This is a genomic window from Pseudomonas sp. HY7a-MNA-CIBAN-0227, assembly GCF_040310325.1.
In the GTDB taxonomy this organism is placed as follows: Bacteria; Pseudomonadota; Gammaproteobacteria; order Pseudomonadales; family Pseudomonadaceae; genus Aquipseudomonas.
Map to the genome: position 1 here is coordinate 115,394 of NZ_JBEOPT010000003.1, position 20,910 is coordinate 136,303.

At 58.7% G+C, this 20,910-nt stretch carries 22 protein-coding genes and 1 pseudogene; 16 read left to right on the forward strand and 7 right to left on the reverse strand.

The window, feature by feature from the left end:
• Positions 1–115: 115 nt before the first annotated feature.
• The gene (locus AAEZ06_RS06605) at positions 116–439 is read right to left on the reverse strand and encodes a DUF2288 domain-containing protein (protein WP_149413053.1); all 324 of its coding nucleotides are present in this window, start codon (positions 437–439) and stop codon (positions 116–118) included.
• A gap of 341 nt (positions 440–780) precedes the next feature.
• On the opposite strand from AAEZ06_RS06605, the gene AAEZ06_RS06610 reads away from it, so the two are divergent.
• The 9 genes from AAEZ06_RS06610 (at position 781) to AAEZ06_RS06650 (ending at position 8,440) form a co-directional block, all read left to right on the forward strand.
• The gene (locus AAEZ06_RS06610; protein WP_133099351.1) at positions 781–1,908 is read left to right on the forward strand and encodes a branched-chain amino acid ABC transporter substrate-binding protein; all 1,128 of its coding nucleotides are present in this window, start codon (positions 781–783) and stop codon (positions 1,906–1,908) included.
• 232 nt (positions 1,909–2,140) lie between these two features.
• Complete coding sequence (gene livH, locus AAEZ06_RS06615; RefSeq protein WP_149413051.1) at positions 2,141–3,064, forward strand: high-affinity branched-chain amino acid ABC transporter permease LivH; 924 nt, start codon at positions 2,141–2,143, stop codon at positions 3,062–3,064.
• On the forward strand, positions 3,061–4,317 hold the full coding sequence (locus AAEZ06_RS06620) for a high-affinity branched-chain amino acid ABC transporter permease LivM (protein WP_149413050.1): 1,257 nt from the start codon (positions 3,061–3,063) through the stop codon (positions 4,315–4,317). Before livH ends, AAEZ06_RS06620 begins: the two co-directional genes overlap by 4 nt.
• A complete protein-coding gene (gene livG, locus AAEZ06_RS06625; RefSeq protein ID WP_149413049.1) occupies positions 4,314–5,081 on the forward strand; it encodes a high-affinity branched-chain amino acid ABC transporter ATP-binding protein LivG in 768 nt (255 codons plus the stop codon). Before AAEZ06_RS06620 ends, livG begins: the two co-directional genes overlap by 4 nt.
• Positions 5,082–5,783 (forward strand): ABC transporter ATP-binding protein, encoded by a 702-nt coding sequence (locus AAEZ06_RS06630; protein WP_133099355.1) that lies wholly within the window; start codon positions 5,082–5,084, stop codon positions 5,781–5,783.
• A 189-nt stretch (positions 5,784–5,972) separates the two neighbouring features.
• Positions 5,973–6,278 carry a BufA1 family periplasmic bufferin-type metallophore gene (locus tag AAEZ06_RS06635; protein ID WP_149413048.1) on the forward strand — a complete coding sequence of 102 codons (306 nt, stop codon included), beginning with the start codon at positions 5,973–5,975 and terminating at the stop codon, positions 6,276–6,278.
• A 25-nt stretch (positions 6,279–6,303) separates the two neighbouring features.
• Complete coding sequence (gene bufB, locus AAEZ06_RS06640) at positions 6,304–7,185, forward strand: MNIO family bufferin maturase (protein WP_149413047.1); 882 nt, start codon at positions 6,304–6,306, stop codon at positions 7,183–7,185.
• The gene (locus tag AAEZ06_RS06645; RefSeq protein WP_350613554.1) at positions 7,182–7,958 is read left to right on the forward strand and encodes an HvfC/BufC N-terminal domain-containing protein; all 777 of its coding nucleotides are present in this window, start codon (positions 7,182–7,184) and stop codon (positions 7,956–7,958) included. Before bufB ends, AAEZ06_RS06645 begins: the two co-directional genes overlap by 4 nt.
• Complete coding sequence (locus AAEZ06_RS06650) at positions 7,955–8,440, forward strand: DoxX family protein (protein WP_149413045.1); 486 nt, start codon at positions 7,955–7,957, stop codon at positions 8,438–8,440. Before AAEZ06_RS06645 ends, AAEZ06_RS06650 begins: the two co-directional genes overlap by 4 nt.
• On the opposite strand, the gene AAEZ06_RS06655 is transcribed toward AAEZ06_RS06650, so the two are convergent.
• Positions 8,437–9,345 (reverse strand): LysR family transcriptional regulator, encoded by a 909-nt coding sequence (locus tag AAEZ06_RS06655; protein WP_350613557.1) that lies wholly within the window; start codon positions 9,343–9,345, stop codon positions 8,437–8,439. The two genes, AAEZ06_RS06650 and AAEZ06_RS06655, sit on opposite strands and share 4 nt — an antisense overlap.
• 106 nt (positions 9,346–9,451) lie before the next feature.
• On the opposite strand from AAEZ06_RS06655, the gene AAEZ06_RS06660 reads away from it, so the two are divergent.
• From AAEZ06_RS06660 to AAEZ06_RS06670, 3 genes are all read left to right on the forward strand, one after another.
• Positions 9,452–10,051 (forward strand): short chain dehydrogenase, encoded by a 600-nt coding sequence (locus AAEZ06_RS06660; protein ID WP_350613559.1) that lies wholly within the window; start codon positions 9,452–9,454, stop codon positions 10,049–10,051.
• Positions 10,052–10,126: 75 nt separating this feature from the next.
• The gene (locus tag AAEZ06_RS06665) at positions 10,127–10,798 is read left to right on the forward strand and encodes a COG3650 family protein (RefSeq protein ID WP_149413042.1); all 672 of its coding nucleotides are present in this window, start codon (positions 10,127–10,129) and stop codon (positions 10,796–10,798) included.
• A 106-nt stretch (positions 10,799–10,904) separates the two neighbouring features.
• Positions 10,905–12,518 carry an NAD(P)/FAD-dependent oxidoreductase gene (locus AAEZ06_RS06670; protein WP_149413041.1) on the forward strand — a complete coding sequence of 538 codons (1,614 nt, stop codon included), beginning with the start codon at positions 10,905–10,907 and terminating at the stop codon, positions 12,516–12,518.
• A gap of 71 nt (positions 12,519–12,589) precedes the next feature.
• On the opposite strand, the gene AAEZ06_RS06675 is transcribed toward AAEZ06_RS06670, so the two are convergent.
• Positions 12,590–13,684 (reverse strand): PLP-dependent cysteine synthase family protein, encoded by a 1,095-nt coding sequence (locus AAEZ06_RS06675; RefSeq protein ID WP_502948024.1) that lies wholly within the window; start codon positions 13,682–13,684, stop codon positions 12,590–12,592.
• Positions 13,685–13,900: 216 nt separating this feature from the next.
• Here AAEZ06_RS06675 and nhaA point away from each other — a divergent pair, with 216 nt between their 5' ends.
• From nhaA to AAEZ06_RS06690, 3 genes and pseudogenes are all read left to right on the forward strand, one after another.
• On the forward strand, positions 13,901–15,088 hold the full coding sequence (nhaA, locus tag AAEZ06_RS06680) for a Na+/H+ antiporter NhaA (protein WP_149413039.1): 1,188 nt from the start codon (positions 13,901–13,903) through the stop codon (positions 15,086–15,088).
• A 156-nt stretch (positions 15,089–15,244) separates the two neighbouring features.
• Positions 15,245–16,431 (forward strand): annotated as a pseudogene (locus tag AAEZ06_RS06685) (S-type pyocin domain-containing protein).
• On the forward strand, positions 16,428–16,763 hold the full coding sequence (locus AAEZ06_RS06690) for a hypothetical protein (protein WP_149413038.1): 336 nt from the start codon (positions 16,428–16,430) through the stop codon (positions 16,761–16,763). Before AAEZ06_RS06685 ends, AAEZ06_RS06690 begins: the two are co-directional and overlap by 4 nt.
• 76 nt (positions 16,764–16,839) lie before the next feature.
• Here AAEZ06_RS06690 and AAEZ06_RS06695 read toward each other — a convergent pair whose 3' ends face one another.
• Complete coding sequence (locus AAEZ06_RS06695; RefSeq protein WP_133099368.1) at positions 16,840–17,304, reverse strand: outer membrane lipoprotein; 465 nt, start codon at positions 17,302–17,304, stop codon at positions 16,840–16,842.
• A gap of 157 nt (positions 17,305–17,461) precedes the next feature.
• Between AAEZ06_RS06695 and AAEZ06_RS06700 the strand changes: the two genes are divergently transcribed.
• A complete protein-coding gene (locus tag AAEZ06_RS06700) occupies positions 17,462–17,707 on the forward strand; it encodes a hypothetical protein (RefSeq protein WP_133099369.1) in 246 nt (81 codons plus the stop codon).
• Positions 17,708–17,756: 49 nt separating this feature from the next.
• Here AAEZ06_RS06700 and pdxH read toward each other — a convergent pair whose 3' ends face one another.
• The 3 genes from pdxH to AAEZ06_RS06715 form a co-directional block, all read right to left on the reverse strand.
• Positions 17,757–18,404 (reverse strand): pyridoxamine 5'-phosphate oxidase, encoded by a 648-nt coding sequence (pdxH, locus tag AAEZ06_RS06705; protein ID WP_149413036.1) that lies wholly within the window; start codon positions 18,402–18,404, stop codon positions 17,757–17,759.
• Positions 18,405–18,425: 21 nt separating this feature from the next.
• Entirely contained in the window at positions 18,426–19,586 is a 1,161-nt protein-coding gene (locus tag AAEZ06_RS06710) for an OmpA family protein (protein WP_149413035.1), read from the reverse strand.
• Positions 19,587–19,742: 156 nt separating this feature from the next.
• On the reverse strand, positions 19,743–20,888 hold the full coding sequence (locus tag AAEZ06_RS06715) for a serine hydrolase domain-containing protein (protein WP_149413034.1): 1,146 nt from the start codon (positions 20,886–20,888) through the stop codon (positions 19,743–19,745).
• Positions 20,889–20,910 lie beyond the last annotated feature (22 nt).

Consider the following 20,910-nt stretch of genomic DNA (forward strand, 5'->3'; position numbering starts at 1 on the left):
AAACTGTTCCCATGACGCGCACGTCACCCTCGGCTGTGACCTTTCTCTACGGCCAGATGCCATCACCGCGCCTGCGGTTACTCCGCTACACACTTCTTATCGAATAAAACACGCACTATTTTGGAGCGTCAGTTTTTGACGATGCTCTTTCCTGGATCAAAATCCACGGCGAAACCACCACCGCCCATACACCTGGATCACGCGCCACGAGGTCCAATGCCCGCGTCGCAGACACTTCGCCAAGACTCCCCGAGGCCAGCCAGGCAGCGACTTTCTCGTGATTATCTTCGGCCATCCCTTCGGCGGCCTCGATCAAATCCAGGCTGGCGTCGACCCACAATAGGGCACCCTTGGCAAAGAACGGCTCAAGCTCCTTCCAGAAAATTTCGGCGGTTTCGCCGAGCAGCTTGGCATAGAGGGTGCTAGGTTCTTGCGTCATGGGAGTTCACCTGAGGAAAAAATCGGCGCAATCATACCGTCGTGCCTTGGTCAGAAAAACCCAGTTGCAAATGAGTCATCGATTGAAAGTGTCAGCAAAGCCAAGGATTGCCCGAAACTCTGGCATTACCCCGCCGCTATTCTGTCTTTTTCTTTCATTTAAGCGACATACCCGGCATTTGTCCCCAGCAGCCAGCTTTTCAAGCGATCAACCGGCGCTCTACACTGTACCGGTACAGTTGCCAGGGTGCTGCCGGGGGGATATCCGAGATATCTGATCCGGTTCTGCAGCTCGCAAGGCCGCTAGAACTATAAAAAATACAACAGTAAGAGTGGAGCACTATGAATAAGGCTACTAAGCAGATTTCCAAACTGTTTGCCGCTATGGTCCTGGCCGGGGTTGCCAGCCATTCGTTCGCAGCTGACACCATCAAGATTGGCATCGCCGGCCCTAAAACCGGCCCGGTAGCCCAGTACGGCGACATGCAGTTCAGCGGCGCAAAAATGGCCATTGAACAAATCAACGCCAAGGGCGGCGTCAACGGCAAGCAGCTTCAAGCCGTTGAATACGATGATGCCTGCGATCCGAAACAAGCCGTGGCTGTGGCCAACAAAGTCGTCAACGACGGCATCAAGTTCGTGGTTGGTCACCTGTGCTCCAGCTCCACTCAACCGGCTTCGGACATCTACGAAGACGAAGGCGTGATCATGATCACCCCTGCCGCCACCAGCCCGGACATCACCTCCCGTGGCTACAAGATGATCTTCCGCACCATCGGCCTGGACAGCGCCCAGGGTCCTGCGGCCGGCAACTACATCGCCGACCACGTGAAGCCGAAAATCGTCGCGGTACTGCACGACAAGCAGCAGTACGGTGAAGGCATCGCCACCGCGGTGAAGAAAACCCTGGAAAGCAAAGGCGTGAAAGTTGCCGTGTTCGAAGGCATCAATGCCGGCGACAAGGACTTCTCCTCGATGATCGCCAAGCTCAAGCAAGCCAACGTCGACTTCGTCTACTACGGCGGCTATCACCCGGAGCTGGGTCTGATCCTGCGTCAATCCCAGGAAAAAGGCCTGAAAGCCAAGTTCATGGGGCCGGAAGGCGTGGGTAACGACTCCATTTCGCAGATCGCCAAGGACGCTTCCGAAGGCCTGCTGGTGACCCTGCCGAAATCCTTCGACCAGGACCCTGCCAACGTCGCCCTGAAGGCTGCGTTCGAAGCCAAGAAGGAAGATCCGAGCGGTCCGTTCGTGTTCCCGTCCTACTCCGCAGTTAAAGTGATCGCCGATGCAATCACCGAAGCCAAGAGCGAAGACTCGGCCAAAGTGGCTGAAGCCATCCACGCTGGTACCTTCAAGACCCCGACTGGCGACCTGAGCTTCGACGCCAAGGGCGACCTGAAAGACTTCAAGTTTGTGGTTTACGAGTGGCACTTCGGCAAACCTAAAACCGAAGCTTCCCCTCAGTAAGGTTCTTCATTACTGACTGCCAACAAAGCCCACGGTGCGCCGTGGGCTTTGTTTTACGAATGTAATGGGCCGCGCTTGCGTGATCCGCAAGTCTCCCCACCTGAAAATCTCAAAACCGTCATCAGCGGTTCGCTGGCAAACCTCATGTTCGAAGTGGATGCAGATCTACGGGGCTTGAGCGGGAAAATGACTCCACCAGTGAAATGCGTATCAGGTTTTTAGGAGCGCTGTAATGCCTGACATCTATCACTTCTTCCAGCAGTTGGTTAACGGCCTGACCGTTGGCAGCACGTATGCCCTGATCGCCATCGGCTATACGATGGTTTACGGCATCATTGGAATGATCAACTTCGCCCACGGCGAGGTGTACATGATTGGCTCTTACGTGGCGTTCATCGCCATCGCCGGGCTGACCATGATGGGACTCGACAGTGTCCCGCTCTTAATGACCGTGGGCTTTCTCGCGAGCATCGTCGTCTGCAGTGCCTACGGCTACAGTATCGAACGGATCGCTTATCGCCCCTTGCGTGGCAGTAACCGTCTTATCCCGCTGATCTCCGCCATCGGCATGTCGATTTTCCTGCAGAACACCGTTCTGCTGGCGCAAGACTCCAAGGACAAATCCATCCCCAACCTGATCCCCGGCAACATCTCCTTCGGGCCAGGTGGCGCACATGAAGTGCTGATTTCCTACATGCAGATCGTGGTGTTCGTGGTGACTCTGATCGCCATGCTCGGCCTGACCCTGTTCATCTCCCGTTCACGCCTGGGTCGCGCCTGCCGCGCCTGCGCCGAAGACATCAAGATGGCCAACCTGCTGGGTATCAACACCAACAACATCATTGCCCTGACCTTCGTCATCGGTGCCGCGCTGGCCGCCGTCGCGGCAGTGCTGCTGAGCATGCAATACGGCGTAATCAACCCCAACGCCGGCTTCCTGGTCGGACTCAAGGCCTTCACCGCTGCCGTTCTCGGTGGCATCGGCAGTATCCCCGGCGCGATGCTCGGCGGGCTGGTGCTGGGTGTGGCCGAAGCGTTCGGTGCCGACGTGTTCGGCGACCAATACAAGGACGTCGTCGCATTCGGCTTGCTGGTACTGGTGCTGCTGTTCCGGCCAACCGGCATCCTCGGCCGTCCGGAGGTTGAAAAGGTATGACACGCAATCTTAAATCGGCGCTGTTCAGCGCCTTGCTGGTGTGGGCCGTGGCCTATCCGGTTCTGGGTTTGAAACTGACCATCGTCGGTATCAACCTGGAAGTTCATAACACCAGCACTGCCACGCTGCTGACCATTGCCGTGTGCTCGCTGCTGATGTTCGTGCGGGTATTTTTCCATGCGCAAATCAGCGCAGCCTGGAAATCCTCGCCCAACATGCCGCTGATCCCGGCCAAGGCCAGCAACTTCCTGACCCTGCCAAGCACTCAGCGCTGGATCATCCTCGGCCTGGTGATGGTGGCATTGGTCTGGCCGTTCTTCGGCTCTCGCGGCGCGGTGGATATCGCCACGCTGATCCTGATCTACGTGATGCTCGGCCTTGGCCTGAACATCGTGGTAGGCCTGGCGGGCCTGCTGGACCTAGGTTATGTCGGCTTCTATGCCGTCGGCGCCTACAGCTACGCGTTGATGTCCCACTATTTCGGCTGGGGCTTCTGGATCTGCCTGCCACTCGCCGGGATGATGGCCGCCACCTTCGGCTTCCTGCTGGGCTTCCCGGTGTTGCGCTTGCGGGGCGACTATCTGGCCATCGTGACCCTGGGCTTCGGTGAAATCATCCGTCTGTTGCTGCGCAACATGACCGACCTCACTGGCGGCCCCAACGGCATCAGCAACATCGACAAGCCGACTTTCTTCGGCCTAACGTTTGAGCGCAAGGCTGCCGAGGGCATGCAGACCTTCCACGAATACTTCGGCCTGGAATACAACTCCATCAACAAGGTGATCTTCCTTTACCTGGTTGCGTTGTTGCTGGCCCTGCTGGCGCTGTTTGTGATCAACCGCCTGCTGCGCATGCCCATCGGGCGCGCCTGGGAAGCGCTGCGTGAAGATGAAATCGCCTGCCGTGCCCTGGGTCTGAATCCTACCGTGATCAAGCTCTCGGCCTTCACCCTAGGCGCCGCGTTCGCCGGTTTTGCCGGCAGCTTCTTTGCTGCTCGTCAGGGCCTGGTGACTCCGGAGTCGTTCACCTTCATCGAGTCGGCGATCATCCTCGCCATCGTCGTACTGGGTGGCATGGGCTCGCAGTTGGGCGTGATCCTGGCGGCCGTCGTGATGATCCTGCTGCCGGAAATGATGCGTGAGTTCAGTGAATACCGCATGTTGATGTTCGGCGCCATGATGGTGCTGATGATGATCTGGCGTCCTCAAGGCCTGCTGCCCATGCAACGTCCACACATGGAGTTGCGCAAATGAGCCGCGAGATCCTGAAAGTCGAAAACTTGAGCATGCGCTTCGGCGGCTTGCTGGCGGTCAACCGCGTGGCCCTGACCGTAAAGGAAAAACAGGTCGTGGCGTTGATCGGCCCTAACGGTGCCGGCAAGACCACGGTATTCAACTGCCTGACCGGCTTCTACAAGCCCAGCGGTGGCAGCATCCTGCTGGACGGCCAGCCCATTCAGGGCCTGGCCGGCCACGAGATCGCCCGCAAGGGCGTGGTGCGCACCTTCCAGAACGTGCGCTTGTTCAAGGACATGACGGCGGTCGAGAACCTGTTGATCGCCCAGCATCGTCACCTGAACACCAACTTTCTGGCGGGCCTGTTCCAGACCCCCGCGTTCCGCAAAAGCGAACGCGAGGCCATGGAATACGCCGCTTACTGGCTGGACAAGGTCAACCTCACCGAGTTTGCCAACCGTCCTGCCGGGACTCTTGCCTACGGTCAGCAACGTCGCCTGGAAATTGCCCGCTGCATGATGACCCGCCCGCGGATCCTCATGCTCGACGAACCCGCCGCCGGCCTGAACCCCAGGGAAACCGAAGACCTCAAGGCGCTGATCGGTGTGCTGCGTGAAGAAAACAACGCGACCGTGCTGCTGATCGAACACGATATGAAACTGGTCATGAGCATTTCCGACCACATCGTCGTGATCAACCAGGGCACGCCACTGGCCGACGGAACGCCGGAACAGATCCGCGACAATCCGGAAGTGATCAAAGCCTATTTGGGGGAAGCGTAAATGCTGCAATTCGAAAACGTTTCCACTTTCTACGGCAAAATCCAGGCCCTGCATGACGTCAACGTCGAAGTGCGCCAGGGTGAGATCGTCACCCTGATCGGCGCCAACGGTGCCGGCAAATCCACCCTGCTGATGACCTTGTGCGGTTCGCCCCAGGCTCACAGCGGTAGCATCCGCTACATGGGTGAAGAACTGGTGGGCCAGCATTCCTCGAACATCATGCGCAAGAGCATTGCCGTGGTGCCGGAAGGTCGTCGGGTGTTTGCCCGCCTGACAGTGGAAGAAAACCTGGCCATGGGCGGGTTCTTTACCGACAAGGGCGATTACCAGGAGCAGATGGACAAGGTGTTGCACCTCTTTCCACGGCTCAAGGAACGCTTCAGCCAGCGTGGCGGCACCATGTCCGGCGGCGAGCAGCAAATGCTCGCCATCGGTCGGGCACTGATGAGCAAGCCCAAGCTGTTGCTCCTGGACGAGCCGTCCCTGGGGCTCGCGCCGATCATCATCCAGCAGATCTTCGACATCATCGAACAACTGCGCAAGGACGGTGTAACGGTGTTCCTGGTGGAACAGAACGCCAACCAGGCGCTGAAAATCGCCGACCGCGCCTATGTGCTGGAAAACGGCCGGGTGGTGATGCAGGGCAGCGGTGAACAACTGCTGACCGATCCGAAGGTGCGTGAGGCGTATCTGGGCGGTTAACCAAGCACGGCATTACAAAAACGGCCTTCGGGTCGTTTTTTTGTTCCTGTCGCGGATCGTCCCCATCATTCTGGGTGGCCGGGTTTGAGTTATTTTCAAACGAGTTTGTAACGATCCCTACCCCCCTTTCTCTAGTGGTGTAAGCAAGCACAAACGCTTCCTTACTCAACCCACTGCTGGAGAAACACCATGACCACCACCACTCGCTCACTGTCCGCCGCCACCCTCGTCCTGGCCCTGGGTTCAGCCCTGAGCCTGAGCGCCCTGACCACCACCGCCCACGCAGCCGATGACATGGAAAAATGCTTCGGCGTCGCCTTAAAAGGCAAGAACGACTGCGCTGCGGGCAAAGGTACTTCCTGTGCCGGCACCTCGAAAATCGACTTCCAGGCCGATGCCTGGAATCTGGTTCCCACAGGCACCTGCACTACTTTGGAAAGCAAAACTTCGCCCACAGGTTTTGGCCAGATGGAAGCCTTCAAAGCCAAGTCCTGAAACCACGCAAGCCTGAGTACTGACGATGACGCTTTCATCTTTGCCCAGCATCTCCCAGGCTCAGGCGCCCGGCCTCCCTCTCCGGGCGGGCCTGGGGCTCAAGAGCGAGCACTTCACGCAAGTGCTCAAGACCTTGCCCGACATCGGTTTTTTTGAAGTCCACGCCGAAAACTACATGGTGGCCGGCGGGCCTTTTCATCACTACCTGAGGTTGATCCGCGAACAGTATCCGCTGTCACTGCACGGCGTCGGCCTGTCCATCGGCGGCGAAGGTGCGCTGAACCGCGAGCACCTCGCACGCCTGGCCACACTGATCGAACGCTATCAACCCCAATCCTTTTCCGAACACCTGGCCTGGTCCAGCCATGGCCCGGTGTTTCTCAATGACTTGTTGCCGTTGGCCTATGACAACGCCGCACTCGACCGAGTGTGTGAACACATTGATCAGGTACAAACCACCCTCAAGCGGCAAATGCTGCTGGAGAACCCGTCGACGTACCTGCAGTTTCGGCGCTCCACGCTGGACGAAACGGACTTCATCAGCGAAGTCGTTCGTCGCACCGGCTGCGGCCTCTTACTGGACGTCAACAATGTGTACGTTTCATGCATCAACCACCAGCGCGATCCCCTTGCCTACATCGATGCCTTGCCGCTGTATGCCGTAGGTGAGATTCATCTGGCAGGTTTTGCCGAAAACACCGACAGCCTCGGTGATCGCCTGCTTATCGATGATCACGGCGCGCCTATTGATAACGCCGTATGGCGCCTCTATCAGCACGTCCTTGAACGCATCGGGCCAGTTGCCACCCTGATCGAGCGAGACAACCAGGTGCCCGCATTTGCCGTGTTGCACGCCGAAGTGCACAAGGCCGACCAGTACCTGCAGGCCATCGAGGTGCGTTCATGAGCTGGCAGGACTCGTTTGCCAAGGCGCTGCTGGCGTCGGACCCGGTATGCCCTGAAGGCATTTTCAGCAGCAACGGCGCCGATCCGGCCAGTCGCTTTGCGGTCTATCGCAACAACGTCCACAGCTCCTTGATCAACGCGCTGGCAGATGGTTATCCGGTTATCCGGCAACTGGTGGGGGATGAGTTTTTTCAGGCCATGGCCGGAGTTTATGTCCAGGCATTCCCTCCCACTAGCCCGGTGCTCAACGAATACGGCAGTGATTTCGCAAGCTTCATCCAGGGTTTTGCACCCGCTTCCAGCCTGCCTTACCTGGCCGATATGGCGCGGCTGGAGTGCTTGCGGGTGAGGGCCTATCACGCGGCCGACACACCGGCACTGGATCAGCAAACCGTGATTGCGAATCTGCAGCATCAATCGTCTTTGGGAAATCTGTGCCTGCAATTACACCCGTCCCTCGCCACCTTGAACTCGGCCTACGCCGTAGTGGCGTTATGGGCTGCGCACCAGACGGAGTCATCCCTGTCCACCCTCAACCCCTTGCATGCACAAAGAGCCCTGGTCCTGCGCAACGGCCTGGAGGTCGAGGTCTTCAGCGTCGACATCGGTTCGGTGGCGTTTATCAACAGCCTGAACAACGGTTGGCCGCTGGAGATGGCCGTGGCTTGCGCCCTCGACGCAGCCGCCGAATTCGACCTGCACAAATGTCTGGCGCTGCTGATTGGCCACGGAGCCATTACTCACTTGCACACCGAAAAGAAGGTACAACCATGAACACCCATACACCGAGCCGGATCGCACGGGTCATCCAGTGCTTCGAGAAAATCCCCTACAGCTTGATCGCCTTTGTCGCACGTTTTTCCATTGCGGCAGTGTTCTGGAAATCCGGCCAGACCAAAGTCGAAGGCTTTGCCGTGGACCTGATCGACGGCGCGTTCAACCTGGGCGTCCCACGCTTGGCGAATTCCACCCTGCCGCTGTTTCGCAGTGAATATCAGGTGCCCCTGCTGTCGCCGGAAGTGGCGGCGCACATGGCGGCTTTCGCCGAGCACTTTTTCCCGATCATGATCCTGATAGGGTTCGCCACGCGCTTTTCGGCATTGGCACTGTTAGGCATGGCCCTGACTATTCAGTTGTTCGTCTACCCGGATGCCTACCCGACCCACGGCACCTGGATTGCCCTGCTGCTGCTATTGATGTCCAAGGGGCCAGGGCGCTTGTCCATTGATCAGTTGATTGCCCGGCGCTACCGCTAAAGTTGATCCAGGGCCTCGCCACTGCGTTTGAACCAGCCCACCAGGTAGTCCGCGAGCACCTGGGTGCGTCTCGGCAAGCCACCCTGATAGGGATGGACCAGATACATCGGCATGCTGCGAGTCTGATAGTCGCGCAAGAGCCAGCGCAGTCGGCCGTCAGCCAATTCCGCCTGCAATACGTATGACGGCAGACGCGCGATGCCGGCGCCCACCAGTGCCGCTTTTTTCAGCAGGTTGTAATGGTTGGAAGCGAAGGTCCCGGACACCCGAACACGCAACAGTTCATGTTGCTGGTGATACAACCACTCTTCGCGGCCACTGTAGTGGCTGTTGAGCAGACAGCTATGCCCGACCAGGTCCGCTGGGGTCGCCGGCTCGCCATGCTGTTCCAGATAGGCCGGGCTGGCGCAGGTCATCTCGTGCCAGGCCAGCAATGGCTTGGCCACCAGCCGCTCATCGTTGGCAACTTCTGAACGCACTGCCAGATCAAAGCCATCCCGCGCCAGGTCGCGATAACTGTTGTTGAGCTCCAACTCAATCTGCACCTGCGGGTACTGCCGGGAGAACTCCAGCAACAGGCCGTCGAAGAAGGTTTCGCCCAAAGAGACCGGAACCGTCATACGCACGGGACCGGCCAAATCGTCCTTAAGCCGGGCCAACGCCTGACGCGCCCGCTCGACCTGGACCACCAGTGCTTGGGCTTGAGGCAATAACGCCGCACCCGCCGCCGTCAGGCTAAGCCTGCGGGTGGTGCGATGCAGCAACACCACGCAAAACTGCGCCTCCAATTGGCTGATGCGCTTGGACAGCTGGCCTTTGCTGCAGCCCAATTGCTGGGCCGCCAAGGTAAAGCTGCCAGCTTCGATCAACACCGCAAACGCCGCCAGGTCATCCATTTCGCTCACTGGATTGTTTCCAATTGAAAACCAAAGGTTGCCCATTAGTGCGCTTATCAGCAGAAAAAACCACTCTAGACTGAAGGCTCACCTGAACAACTGGAGGAACGACACGATGAAAATCCTACTGATTGGCGCCAGCGGCACTATCGGCTCGGCGGTCAAGGCAGAACTGTCCCAGCGCCACGACGTGATCACCATCGGTCGCAAAAGCGGCGATTTCCAGGTCGATATCAGCGACAGCGCCTCGATCCGCACGTTGTTCCAGCAGACCGGCACGTTCGATGCTCTGGTCTGCGCTGCCGGCAACGTCAACTTCGTGCCCTTGGCGGACATGAGCGAAACCGACTTCGACCTGGGTTTGCAAGACAAGCTGATGGGCCAGGTCAACCTGCTGCTGATCGGCCGTGAGTTCGCCAACGACGGCGCATCGTTCACCTTTACCAGCGGCATTCTCAACCGCGACCCGATTCGCATGGGCGCCTCGGCAGCCCTGGTTAACGGCGCCCTTGATGCATTCGTAAAGGCCGCAGCAATTGAGTTGCCACGGGGACTGCGCATCAACTCGGTGAGCCCAAACGTGCTGCTGGAAGCCATGGACAGCTATGCCCCGTACTTTCGTGGCTTCAAGCCGGTGCCGGCGGCGGATGTGGCATTGGCCTACGCGAAAAGTGTGGAAGGCATGCAAACGGGGCAGACATACATCATTGGTTGAACTCAACGTGTGTCCCAGGCTTGTGATGCACCCTCAGCCTGCGTAACGTGGCGGCACTTATCAGGAGACCCGATAATGCGTGCCGCCCGTACCCTCATTCTTTTTGCCCTGCTACCGCTGTTCACCGCCTGCCAGATGTTCGACAGCGAGCCGGCCAAGCCCTCTCTCACGGGCCTGACCCGCATGCAGGGTGAGCTAACGGCCATCGGTGATAAACTGCTGTTCCAGCCCTGCCACGACCAACGTAACTACGTGGTCAATGACACTGGCGGCACCAGCATCCTCCAGGAAGCGGCCTCCCTGGCCGGCCAGCAAGGCGCGCTGTTCGCCGACCTACGGGGCAAGTTCTCCGGCGTCGCCACCGGTACCCAAGGCCAGGTCGACCTGCAACAACTCTATCGCGTCGAGCGTTCGACCTCGGCCTGTGACGACCCCGACTTCAAGCGCATGATCCTGCGCGCCAATGGCCACAAGCCAGCCTGGTCGCTGAGCGTCACCGCCAAGGGCATGGTGCTGATACGTGAAGGCCAGCCGCCGTTGCCGGTGCCTTATGTGGAAGAGCAGTTGGGTGATGGCCGTTTCAACCTTATGACCGAAGCCAACAACCAGCACATCGAACTGTGGGTCGCCCCACAGCGTTGTGTCGACAGCGTCAGCGGCAGCCTGCAACACATGAGCGCCGAGTTGCGGGTAAACGGCCAGGTGCAGCGTGGCTGCGCAGCGTTTGGTGGCTCACGGGACGACTGATTCGGCCCGGCGCTGTTTTAACATGACGGGAAACCGCCGTTGGGGCTTATAATCGCCGGTTTGCAAAACTGCCGGCCTCATCAAACGCCGCACACCGGATCCTGTCATGCTACGAATCACCGAACTCAAGCTCTCCATCGACCATCCCGAAGAAGACCTGCGGCCCGCCATCGTGCAGCGCCTGGGCATCGCCAGTGATGACCTGCTCGATTTCACCCTGTTCAAACGCAGCTACGACGCCCGCAAAAAAACGTCGGAGCTGTGCTTCATCTACACCGTCGATCTGGACGTCAAGGGCGAAGCCGCCCTGCTGCTCAAATTCGCCGATGACCGCAACATCAATCTGGCACCCGACGTCAGCTACAAAGTCGTGGGCCAGGCACCGCAAGGTCTGACCGAGCGGCCAATCGTCGTCGGCTTCGGCCCCTGCGGGATTTTTGCCGGGCTGTTGCTGGCGCAGATGGGCTTCAAGCCGATCATCCTCGAACGTGGCCGTGAAGTGCGCCAGCGCACCAAGGACACCTGGGGCCTGTGGCGAAAAGGCGTGCTCAACCCCGAATCCAACGTGCAATTCGGTGAAGGCGGCGCCGGGACCTTTTCCGACGGCAAGCTCTACAGCCAGATCAAGGACCCGAAATTCCACGGGCGCAAAGTCCTGCACGAGTTCGTCAAGGCCGGCGCTTCGGAAGAAATCCTCTACGTCAGCAAACCGCACATCGGTACGTTCCGGCTCACTGGCGTAGTGGAAAACATGCGCCATCAGATCATCGCCATGGGCGGTGAAGTGCGCTTTGAACAGCGCGTGACCGACGTGTTGATCGAAGACGGCCAGTTGAACGGCGTCGTCATCGATGGCGGCGAGCAGATTCTTTCGAAACACGTGATCCTCGCCCTGGGCCATAGCGCCCGCGACACCTTCCGCATGCTCCACGGTCGTGGCGTGCACATGGAAGCCAAGCCGTTCTCGGTGGGCTTTCGTATCGAGCACCCGCAGTCGCTGATCGACGCCGCACGCTTGGGCAAGTATGCCGGGCACCCGAAACTGGGCGCTGCCGACTACAAGTTGGTACACCACGCCAAGAACGGTCGTTCGGTCTACAGCTTCTGCATGTGCCCTGGCGGCACGGTAGTAGCAGCGACCTCCGAACCAAACCGTGTCGTGACCAACGGCATGAGCCAGTATTCGCGTAACGAACGCAATGCCAACTCCGGAATCGTGGTGGGTATAACCCCCGAAGTGGATTATCCGGGCGGCCCCCTGGCGGGCATCGAGTTGCAGGAGCGCCTGGAGTCCCACGCATTCATCCTCGGTGGCAGCAATTACGACGCCCCGGCGCAACTGGTGGGTGACTTCATCGCTGGCAAACCGTCCACGGTTATCGGCAGTGTCGAACCGTCCTACAAGCCAGGCGTGGCCCTAGGTGACTTGGCCCTGGCCTTGCCGGACTTCGCCATCGAGGCCATCCGCGAAGCCTTGCCCGCATTCGAGAAGCAGATCAAAGGCTACTCGTTACACGATGCGGTCCTGACCGGGATCGAGACCCGCACTTCATCGCCGCTGCGGATTACTCGCGACGAGTCGATGCAGAGTGTGAACGTGAAAGGCCTGTTTCCCGCCGGTGAAGGCGCGGGTTATGCCGGTGGGATTTTGTCGGCGGGTGTCGATGGGATTCGGATTGCCGAGGCGCTGGCCCAGGATATATTGGCCAGCCAGGGCTGAAGCTGCAAGCTGCAAGTTAGAAGCAGGTGCTGACCTGCTTTTTCTTGTAGCTTAAAGCCTGCCGCTGCCCCTCAAATATTGGCGCGCAACACGCTGTCCGGCAGCGCCTCTCCTCGCTCGACACTGGCCGCAACGGTTGCGATCAACCCCTCCAGTTCATACCCCTGCCCCGCCAGCCATGCCTGGTCGTAATAGGTGGTGCCATAACGCTCCCCGCCATCACACAAGATGGCCACGATCGACCCCGACTCCCCCGCCGCCTTCATCTGCTGCGCAGCAATCAACGCCCCAATCAAGTTGGTGCCGCTGGAACCACCTACCCGCCGCCCCAAACGCTGCGCCAAGTAGTGCATAGCTGCCAAGGACAAGGCGTCCGGCACCTTGACCATCGCGTCGATCACTTTTGGCAGGAACGACGCTTCCACCCGAGGCCGACCAATACCTTCGATCCGCGAACCGCAGTCCAAACGCAAGCTCGCATCCCCGGTCAGGTAATAGTCAAAGAACACCGAACGCTCGGCATCGGCGCACAACACACGGGTGCAATGCTGGCGATAACGCACATAACGCCCCAGCGTCGCCGTGGTGCCTCCGGTGCCAGGGCTGGAAATCAGCCAGCTCGGCTCTGGATGGCGCTCGAAACGCAGCTGCTGGAAGATCGACTCGGCAATGTTGTTGTTCGCTCGCCAGTCGGTGGCACGCTCGGCGTAGGTGAACTGGTCCATAAAGTGACCGCCACTTTCCTGGGCCAGACGCTCAGACTCGGCGTAGATTTGCGTGGGGTCCTGCACCAGATGGCTCTTGCCACCATAGAAGGCGATCTGAGCAATTTTTTCCTGGGAGGTGGTGGCCGGCATCACCGCGATAAACGGCAAGCCCAGCAAACGGGCAAAGTACGCTTCGGAAATGGCCGTGGAGCCACTGGACGCCTCGATCACCGGCGCGCCAGCCTTGAGCCAGCCATTACACAGGGCGTAGAGGAACAATGAACGAGCCAGCCGGTGTTTCAGGCTGCCGGTGGGGTGGCTGGACTCATCCTTGAAGTACAACTCGATACCCGGCAAGCCCGGCAGCGGCAGGGGAATCAGGTGAGTGTCGGCACTGCGCTGGAAGTCCGCCTCAATGATGCGAATGGCTTCGCGGGCCCACGGTCGGTTGTCGCTCATGATCGGTTTCTCTAAGGGTTTCAGCTTCGATCTTAGGATGTTTCCTACATTTCACACAGATACAGTCCAGACTCAACTGGACACATAACTGCTAGGCTTTGGCGCAATGTCGACCAAGCACCCGCCTTATAACAAAAAAGAATATAACTTTTGTTTTAACAACTAACGGTACGAGTTAGGGTACTCCCCTACTGAACCTTGATTGGAGAGCATCCCTTGCCTCTGCGTAGCACTTTCACCCGTTTCTTCCAGCTGGAAGCCGCCAGCGGTCTGCTTCTGATCGCTGCTGCCGCTTTGGCACTGATCATCAACAATTCGCCGTTGTCGCACTTTTACGCGAGCTTTCTCGACGTCCCGGTGGTCGCACAAATCGGCGCGCTGAACATCGCCAAGCCGGCGCTGTTGTGGATCAACGATGGCCTGATGGCCCTGTTCTTCCTGCTGATCGGCCTTGAGGTCAAACGCGAAGTGCTCGACGGCCAATTGTCCAAGCCCTCGCAAGTGGTACTGCCCGGTGCGGCAGCCATCGGCGGCATGGTCGTACCGGCACTGATCTACTGGGCGCTGAACAAGGACAACCCGGCAGCCCTAGGCGGCTGGGCGATTCCCATGGCCACCGACATTGCCTTCGCCCTGGGCGTATTGGCCCTGCTGGGCAAGCGCGTGCCGGTGTCGCTGAAGTTGTTCCTGATGACCCTGGCCATCATCGACGACCTTGGCGCGATCATCGTTATCGCGATATTCTACTCCACCGACCTGTCCGGGGCTTCATTGGCCGGTGCGGCGGCGTGCCTGATCGCCTTGATTGCGATGAACCGGCTCGGTGTCGTCAAGCTGGGGCCTTACATGATCGTCGGGCTGATCCTGTGGGTCTGCGTGCTCAAGAGTGGCGTGCACGCCACCCTGGCCGGTGTGACCTTGGCGTTCTGCATCCCGCTGCGCACCAAAAATGCCGAACCTTCGCCACTACTGACCCTGGAACACGCACTGCATCCCTGGGTGGCCTACGCGATCCTTCCGCTGTTCGCCTTTGCCAACGCCGGCGTCTCGCTGACCGGCGTCAACCTGGAAAGCTTCACCCACCACGTGCCAATGGGCATCGCCGCAGGCCTGCTGTTGGGCAAAACCGTCGGCGTGCTGGGCTTCACCTGGGTTGCGATAAAAACCGGCCTTGCCGTGCTGCCCAATGGCGCCAATTGGGGCCAGGTGTTGGGCGTGGCGATACTGTGCGGCATCGGCTTCACCATGAGCCTGTTTGTCGGCTCGCTGGCATTTGTGCCGGGCAGCAGTGAATACGCCGGTATGGACCGGATGGGCATCCTGACCGGTTCGATATTGGCGGCGTTGATTGGCTATGCGGTGACGGCGATGGCCAGTCGCAAGCAGGCACTCGTTCAAGCGTAATCTCTTCTGGAGCCGGCTTGCCGGCTCCAACCTGCTCTCGGCCCATTCGGCGCTATCTCACAGAACCGTCCTACATCCACCCTCCGCTGCTTGCAATAACGTCGTGCTCCCGGCTCCAACGCCGGACGTCGTTATGAGGCAAGCCTGGAGGGCTCGATGGCAAACAACAAGGATGTACCCCAGGTATGGCGGTCCTATGGGACCGGTACCGGTGGTTACCGACGCCTCGAACACATGAACGAGCGCGAACTGGCTGATCGTGAGGCCAGCCAACTTTCATACGAAGCGATGCTTGCCCGCCAGGAGGCCTACGAGGCTAGGCGCAAAGTGGAGCCGCCGCCAACGCCATTGCCCATGGTCGGTTGTGTATTCGCCAAGTCCTGCAACCTGCCGGACGCCCTCATCGACTACAACAATCCGTCCGGTTACATACCGCTTGATCGCATAGGGGACTATGGCGAACACGTGCTGCTCGGTGGCTGTGAGACAGACAGCGAGGGGCTGCTGCCGCTCAAGAAGATTAGCGGTAGCGCACTCCCGGCAGGACTAGGGACTCTGGCACTGAGAGGGTCCGCGGTTGGCGGGGCGTCCAGCGTTGCAGCCGGTGCAGGAGCAGTCGGCGCAGGCCTGATGCTTGGGATTGCAGCACTTATCTGGCCTTCCAGCCTAGGCGACAGCGCGCTCTACAACGACCGTCAACTGCGGTCAATGCCACGGGCACGCTCAAGGGATACGCCTTCTACACGGGGAAAAATCGTGAATGGGAGATGGTCGATGTTGTGAAGTTTGGCTTGCGCGGCACGCAGCAGGTCGCGGACTTGGGCGACGGGATTGAGCTGATCTGGACGCCTGCCATCGATCCCGCTGACACCCTTGGCATTCCTGCACTGGAAGCTGCGCCGCAGGCGCCGCAAATCTGGGTGTACCCGCCGACCGAGAAGGCCTCCAACATCATCGTTGACCCGATCTACCCGCCGAAATACAAGGATTTCATCCTGGTGTTTCCGGCGGATTCGGGGATTAGGCCGCTATATATCGTCGTAAACCTGAGGTATGTGGATGCTTCTTACCACGGAAAAAAAGATAACTCTATCAAAAGCAAAAAACCGACTAACGGCTTAGATGCTCTTAGTAACTCGGTAGAGCTGAATCCGCCAAATTCGCGTAGACGGATAGGGATTGACCCACATACAAATGAATTCGTCGTTATTGATCGAACCTCAGAAGGCGAATATCACGGTCATGTAAGGTTGTGGAGTGAGCTACGCCAGGAGATGAAAAACGCTTTAATAAAAGCGAACAAAACAAATCGGAAAGGAAAAATTCTGGGAGCTGAAAAATGAGTATGCGCTATCACGACCCGTCGTTGAGCCGCAATGAGGCTATTAGCTTTCTCGCAACCAAAGACCTGAACAAGGTAACGGAAGCACTAATATCCATCGGGCTTAACGAGACAGACGCTACTTGGGCACAAGAAACCTGTCTCCAGTATGTGAGCAATCCTGATGAGGATATCGCGTCAGCTGCCATCATTGCGATAGGCCACATTGCGCGCCGTTTCGGTGAGCTGAACATGGCGAAAGTTGCGCCAGCACTGCAACAAGCAAAAAGAAAATCACCTTTTCTGAGTGGTGCCGTACAAGACACGCTTGACGATATCCAGATGTTCACCTGATCCCCCAAGACTTACACCCAACAAAAAACCCCAACCAGCCACCCGGTTGGGGTTTTCTTTTACTGCTGCCTTACTCTTAACGAGTAACGCGGCTGGTGCCGTCAACCGTCATGATGCGCACACGATCGCCGATGCGGAAGATTTCATTTTCCTGAACGGCCTGGACATAGGCGCGCATGCTGCCGTCGTCTTCGCGAACGGTGATTTCAACGCCTTGGGTGCGGGTCAGGCCTTCTTCGGTGGCCGAACCCAGCAGGCCGCCAGCAACGGCGCCGATGACTGCGGTCACAATGCTGCCACGACCGCCGCCGATGGCGCTGCCGCCGACGCCGCCGATGACTGCACCAGCAGCACCGCCGATTGGAGTCTTGGTGCCTTCGATCTTCACTGGGCGCAGGGATTCGATGGTGCCCATGCGAACAGTCTGTACACGACGCGCTTCGTCACGGGAGTAGGAGTCGCCGGTCAGACTGGAGGCGCAGCCACCCAGCAGCAACGACATGGTGGTAAAGCAGGCAACCAGCAAAACAGACTTACGCATAGCATCAACTCCAAAGGACAGGTATTCATTAAACTCCGCAGCTTGACGCCTGTCACGGCATGGCCCGCAGAAAATTGCTTTCATTCAGCCCCAGTACAGACAGGCTGTATCGCAAACCTCGACGAACGGTAGCACCTTCGCCATCACAAGGATTTTCATGGACTACTTCATCATTGTAGCCACCACCGTTGCCGGCCTGTACTTCCACTGGTGGTTGTACGTCAGGATCAAGCGCTGGATGGACCGAGACCTGGCGTTGTCCCTGGCCGGAGATGATCCGCACAAGCGCACCTTCATGCTGCAACAGTTGGACCGCGCCAGAAACGAGAAGGTCAAACGCAAGAATTTGCCGCAATGGCTGCAAGACGCTGCGCAGCAGTACCCATCCAAAGCCTCTGAATAGAGGCTTGGGCCTTCTGCGCAACATTTAGATGGGGTAACGAAAGCTACTTTCAGGGTGCCAGCCGCTCACGGGTCCAGTCGGCACCCTGTAAGCGGAAGTTCAAGCGATCATGCAGGCGACTCGGGCGGCCCTGCCAGAATTCGATGCGCTCCGGCAACAGGCGATAGCCGCCCCAATGTTCAGGACAGTCAGGCTGCGTATCGCTGAAGCGTTGCTCGGTAGCCTTGAGCAAGTCCTGCAACTCTTCGCGATCACGAATGACTCGGCTTTGCGGTGATGCCCACGCCCCCAGGCGGCTGCCCAGCGGGCGAACCTGGTAGTAAGCATCCGACTCCTCGGGCGTCACCTTGAGCACCCGGCCCTCAATCCGAACCTGACGTTCCAGGGTTGGCCAGAAGAATGTCATGGCGGCAAAGGGACGAGCCGCCAGTTGCTCACCCTTGGCACTCTGATAATTGCTGAAAAAGGTAAAGCCCTGTGCATCCAGCCCTTTGAGCAGCAGGACCCGGCAATGAGGCCGACCGTCCTGGTCGACCGTCGCCAGGGTCATGGCGTTGGCTTCTACTGGTGGCTGCTCGGTCTTGACCGCCTCGCTGAACCACTGGTGGAACAAGGCAAACGGTTCATCCGGGGCCTGGGCCTCGGTCAAACCGTCCCGTGTGTAGTCACGGCGCATATCAGCCAAGGCTTGGGTCATGCGGCTTTCCTTCTCACTCAATCAGTTTTTTGCCTGGTCGCTGGAAGCAGCTTTCTTCGCTGGCGCTGCCGCCTTGGCCGGCGCTGCTTTTTTCGCAGCAGCTTTGACTGGCGCTTTTTTGGCGGCCGGCTTGGCAGCGGCTTTCTTGGCGGCTGGAGCTTTTTTCGCGGCAACGGCCTTTTTAGGGGCTGCAGCGGCAGGTGCCGGAACGTCCTGCACCGCGATCAGTTCAGGTTTCGGCGGGTTACCCGAGTTGTACTTGCTGAGCAAGGCCAACATGGTGGTGCGCTGGGTAAACATGATTTCCATGCGACGGTTCAGGGCACGGCCTTGGGTACTGTCGTTGGCTGCACGGGGCATCATGTCGCCCATGCCACGCAGCATCAGGCGGTCTTGCCTCAAGCCGCTGAGGCTGAAAATAGAAGCGATGGACTGTGCACGTTCCTTGGTCAGCGCCTGGCTCTGTGGCGCGGCACCAGTGGCATCGATATGGCCCAGGACCAGCACGGCGGTCTTTGGATCACCTTCAACAGCCTTGGCAACCCGAGTGAACGGGCCCAGGGTCACCGGCAGCAACATCGCCGGGCGCTTGGGGTTGTAGGAGCCGTCGACCGGGGCGATCACCACCAGGACGTTGTCGCGACGCTCAAGTTGCAGGTTGCTGTCCTTGATGGCAGCGCGCAGGCGCGGCTCATAGTCATCCAGCCAGGCTTGGGTGATTTTCGGGTCTGGCATCGGGACGTTGGTTACGTCGACCTTACTCAGGGGTTTTGGCTTGCTTTCAAACGGCCACCACCACTTGGTGCCGGTATCGGTCTTGGCGACGACGGGTGCACCAGTCGGTGCAGGCGTTGCAGCCTTGAGGTCGGCTTTGAGGTCAGCCTTGGCATCGGCAGCCTTGGCATCAGCGCTTTTCGAGGAGAAAGGCCACCAGCTGGAACCGGTGTCCGCCTTGGCAACTGGCGCAGGTGCCGCAGCTGGGGTTACAGGCGCATCAGCCTTGGCAGTCGCGGCAGGCTTGGCAGCCGGTTTGGCATCAGCCTGGGGAGCGGCGTCCTTGGTCGCGGCCTTGTCGGAACCCAGTGACCACCAATGCCCGCCTTCGGCATCATTTTGTGGAGTTTGTGCACAGCCAGTAATAGTGAGGCAGAGCGCCAGTGCCAAAGACTTGTTCGATAACATGAGATATCCACAAAATGAGAAAAAATCAGGGGCCTGAATGGCCCGTTAAACAGACGCGTCTAGAACAATAAAGTTACAACATTTCGCCCAGCGTCTTTTGGCCTAGCGTTTTATGTCAGCGTCTTTGTAACAAAAAAACGCCAAACAGCAAGCTATTTACAGACAACCGGCCAATATTCTTACCAACTTTTGCGCCCGTGGGTCCATAAGTACATAAGGCCCCAGTGTATTGGTCACAAAACCAAACGCTACATCATATTCCGGATCGGCAAACCCCACAGAACCACCGGCTCCAGGATGCCCAAAGGCACGTGGGCCAAGGCCAAACGTCGCATTAGGCACGTGTGGTTGATCCAACATGCAGCCCAGGCCAAACCGGGTTTTCGTCAATAAGGTTTTATCTTCACCGATACTGTGCTCGCGGGTGAGTTGCTCAAGCATGTCGGCTTCCAACAAACTACCGTCCAGCAGACCACTATAAAAACCCGCCAGGCTGCGGGCATTACCGTGACCATTTGCCGCCGGCTGCTGCATGCGCCGCCATTCAGGTTTGTTAGTGCTGGTCAGAATAGACGGTGGATTGGTAAATGCACGGGTCGTCATGGCCGTAGGTTCACGCATTGTTACTTGCAGTAAACGCTGGGCCGCTTCATCACCAACATTGCCTTTACCGCGGGCAATATGGGCAACCCGATAAAATTCTTCGTCCGCCAATCCGACGTGAAAGTCCAGGCCCAATGGGCGTGCAACCCTCGCCACGATGGACTCTCCCGGGCCACGGCCGTCAGCACGACGCAGCAACTCCCCCACCAGCCAGCCATAGGTGATGGCGGCGTAGCCATGGCCTTCTCCGGGCTTCCACCAGGGTGCTTCGGCGGCCAAGGCATCAGTCATCATTTGCCAGTCATACAGCGCTTCGGCCGGCAGCGTCTCGCGCAGCGCGGGCAAGCCGGCCTGATGGCAAAGTAATTGGCGCAAGGTGATGGATTCTTTGCCAGCAGCGGCAAATTGTGGCCAGTAGTTGGCAACGGGAGCATCCAGTTGCAATTTGCCTTCGGCAACCAGCTGCAGAGCCGTGACGGCGGTGAAGGTCTTGGTGCAAGAAAACAGGTTGGCGATCGTGTCGCTGTGCCAGGCCTCTGCACCGTCCTTGTCGGCAGTACCGGCCCACAGGTCCAGGACAGTTTCCCCGCCAACCTGGATGCACAGCGCCGCGCCGCGTTCCTGAGGGTCGTCGAACAGCGCGGCAAAGGCTTCACGCACTGCTTCGAACTGAAGTTCGTAATGACCCTGAATCTGCACCTAAATCCCCCTCGGAAAAGTC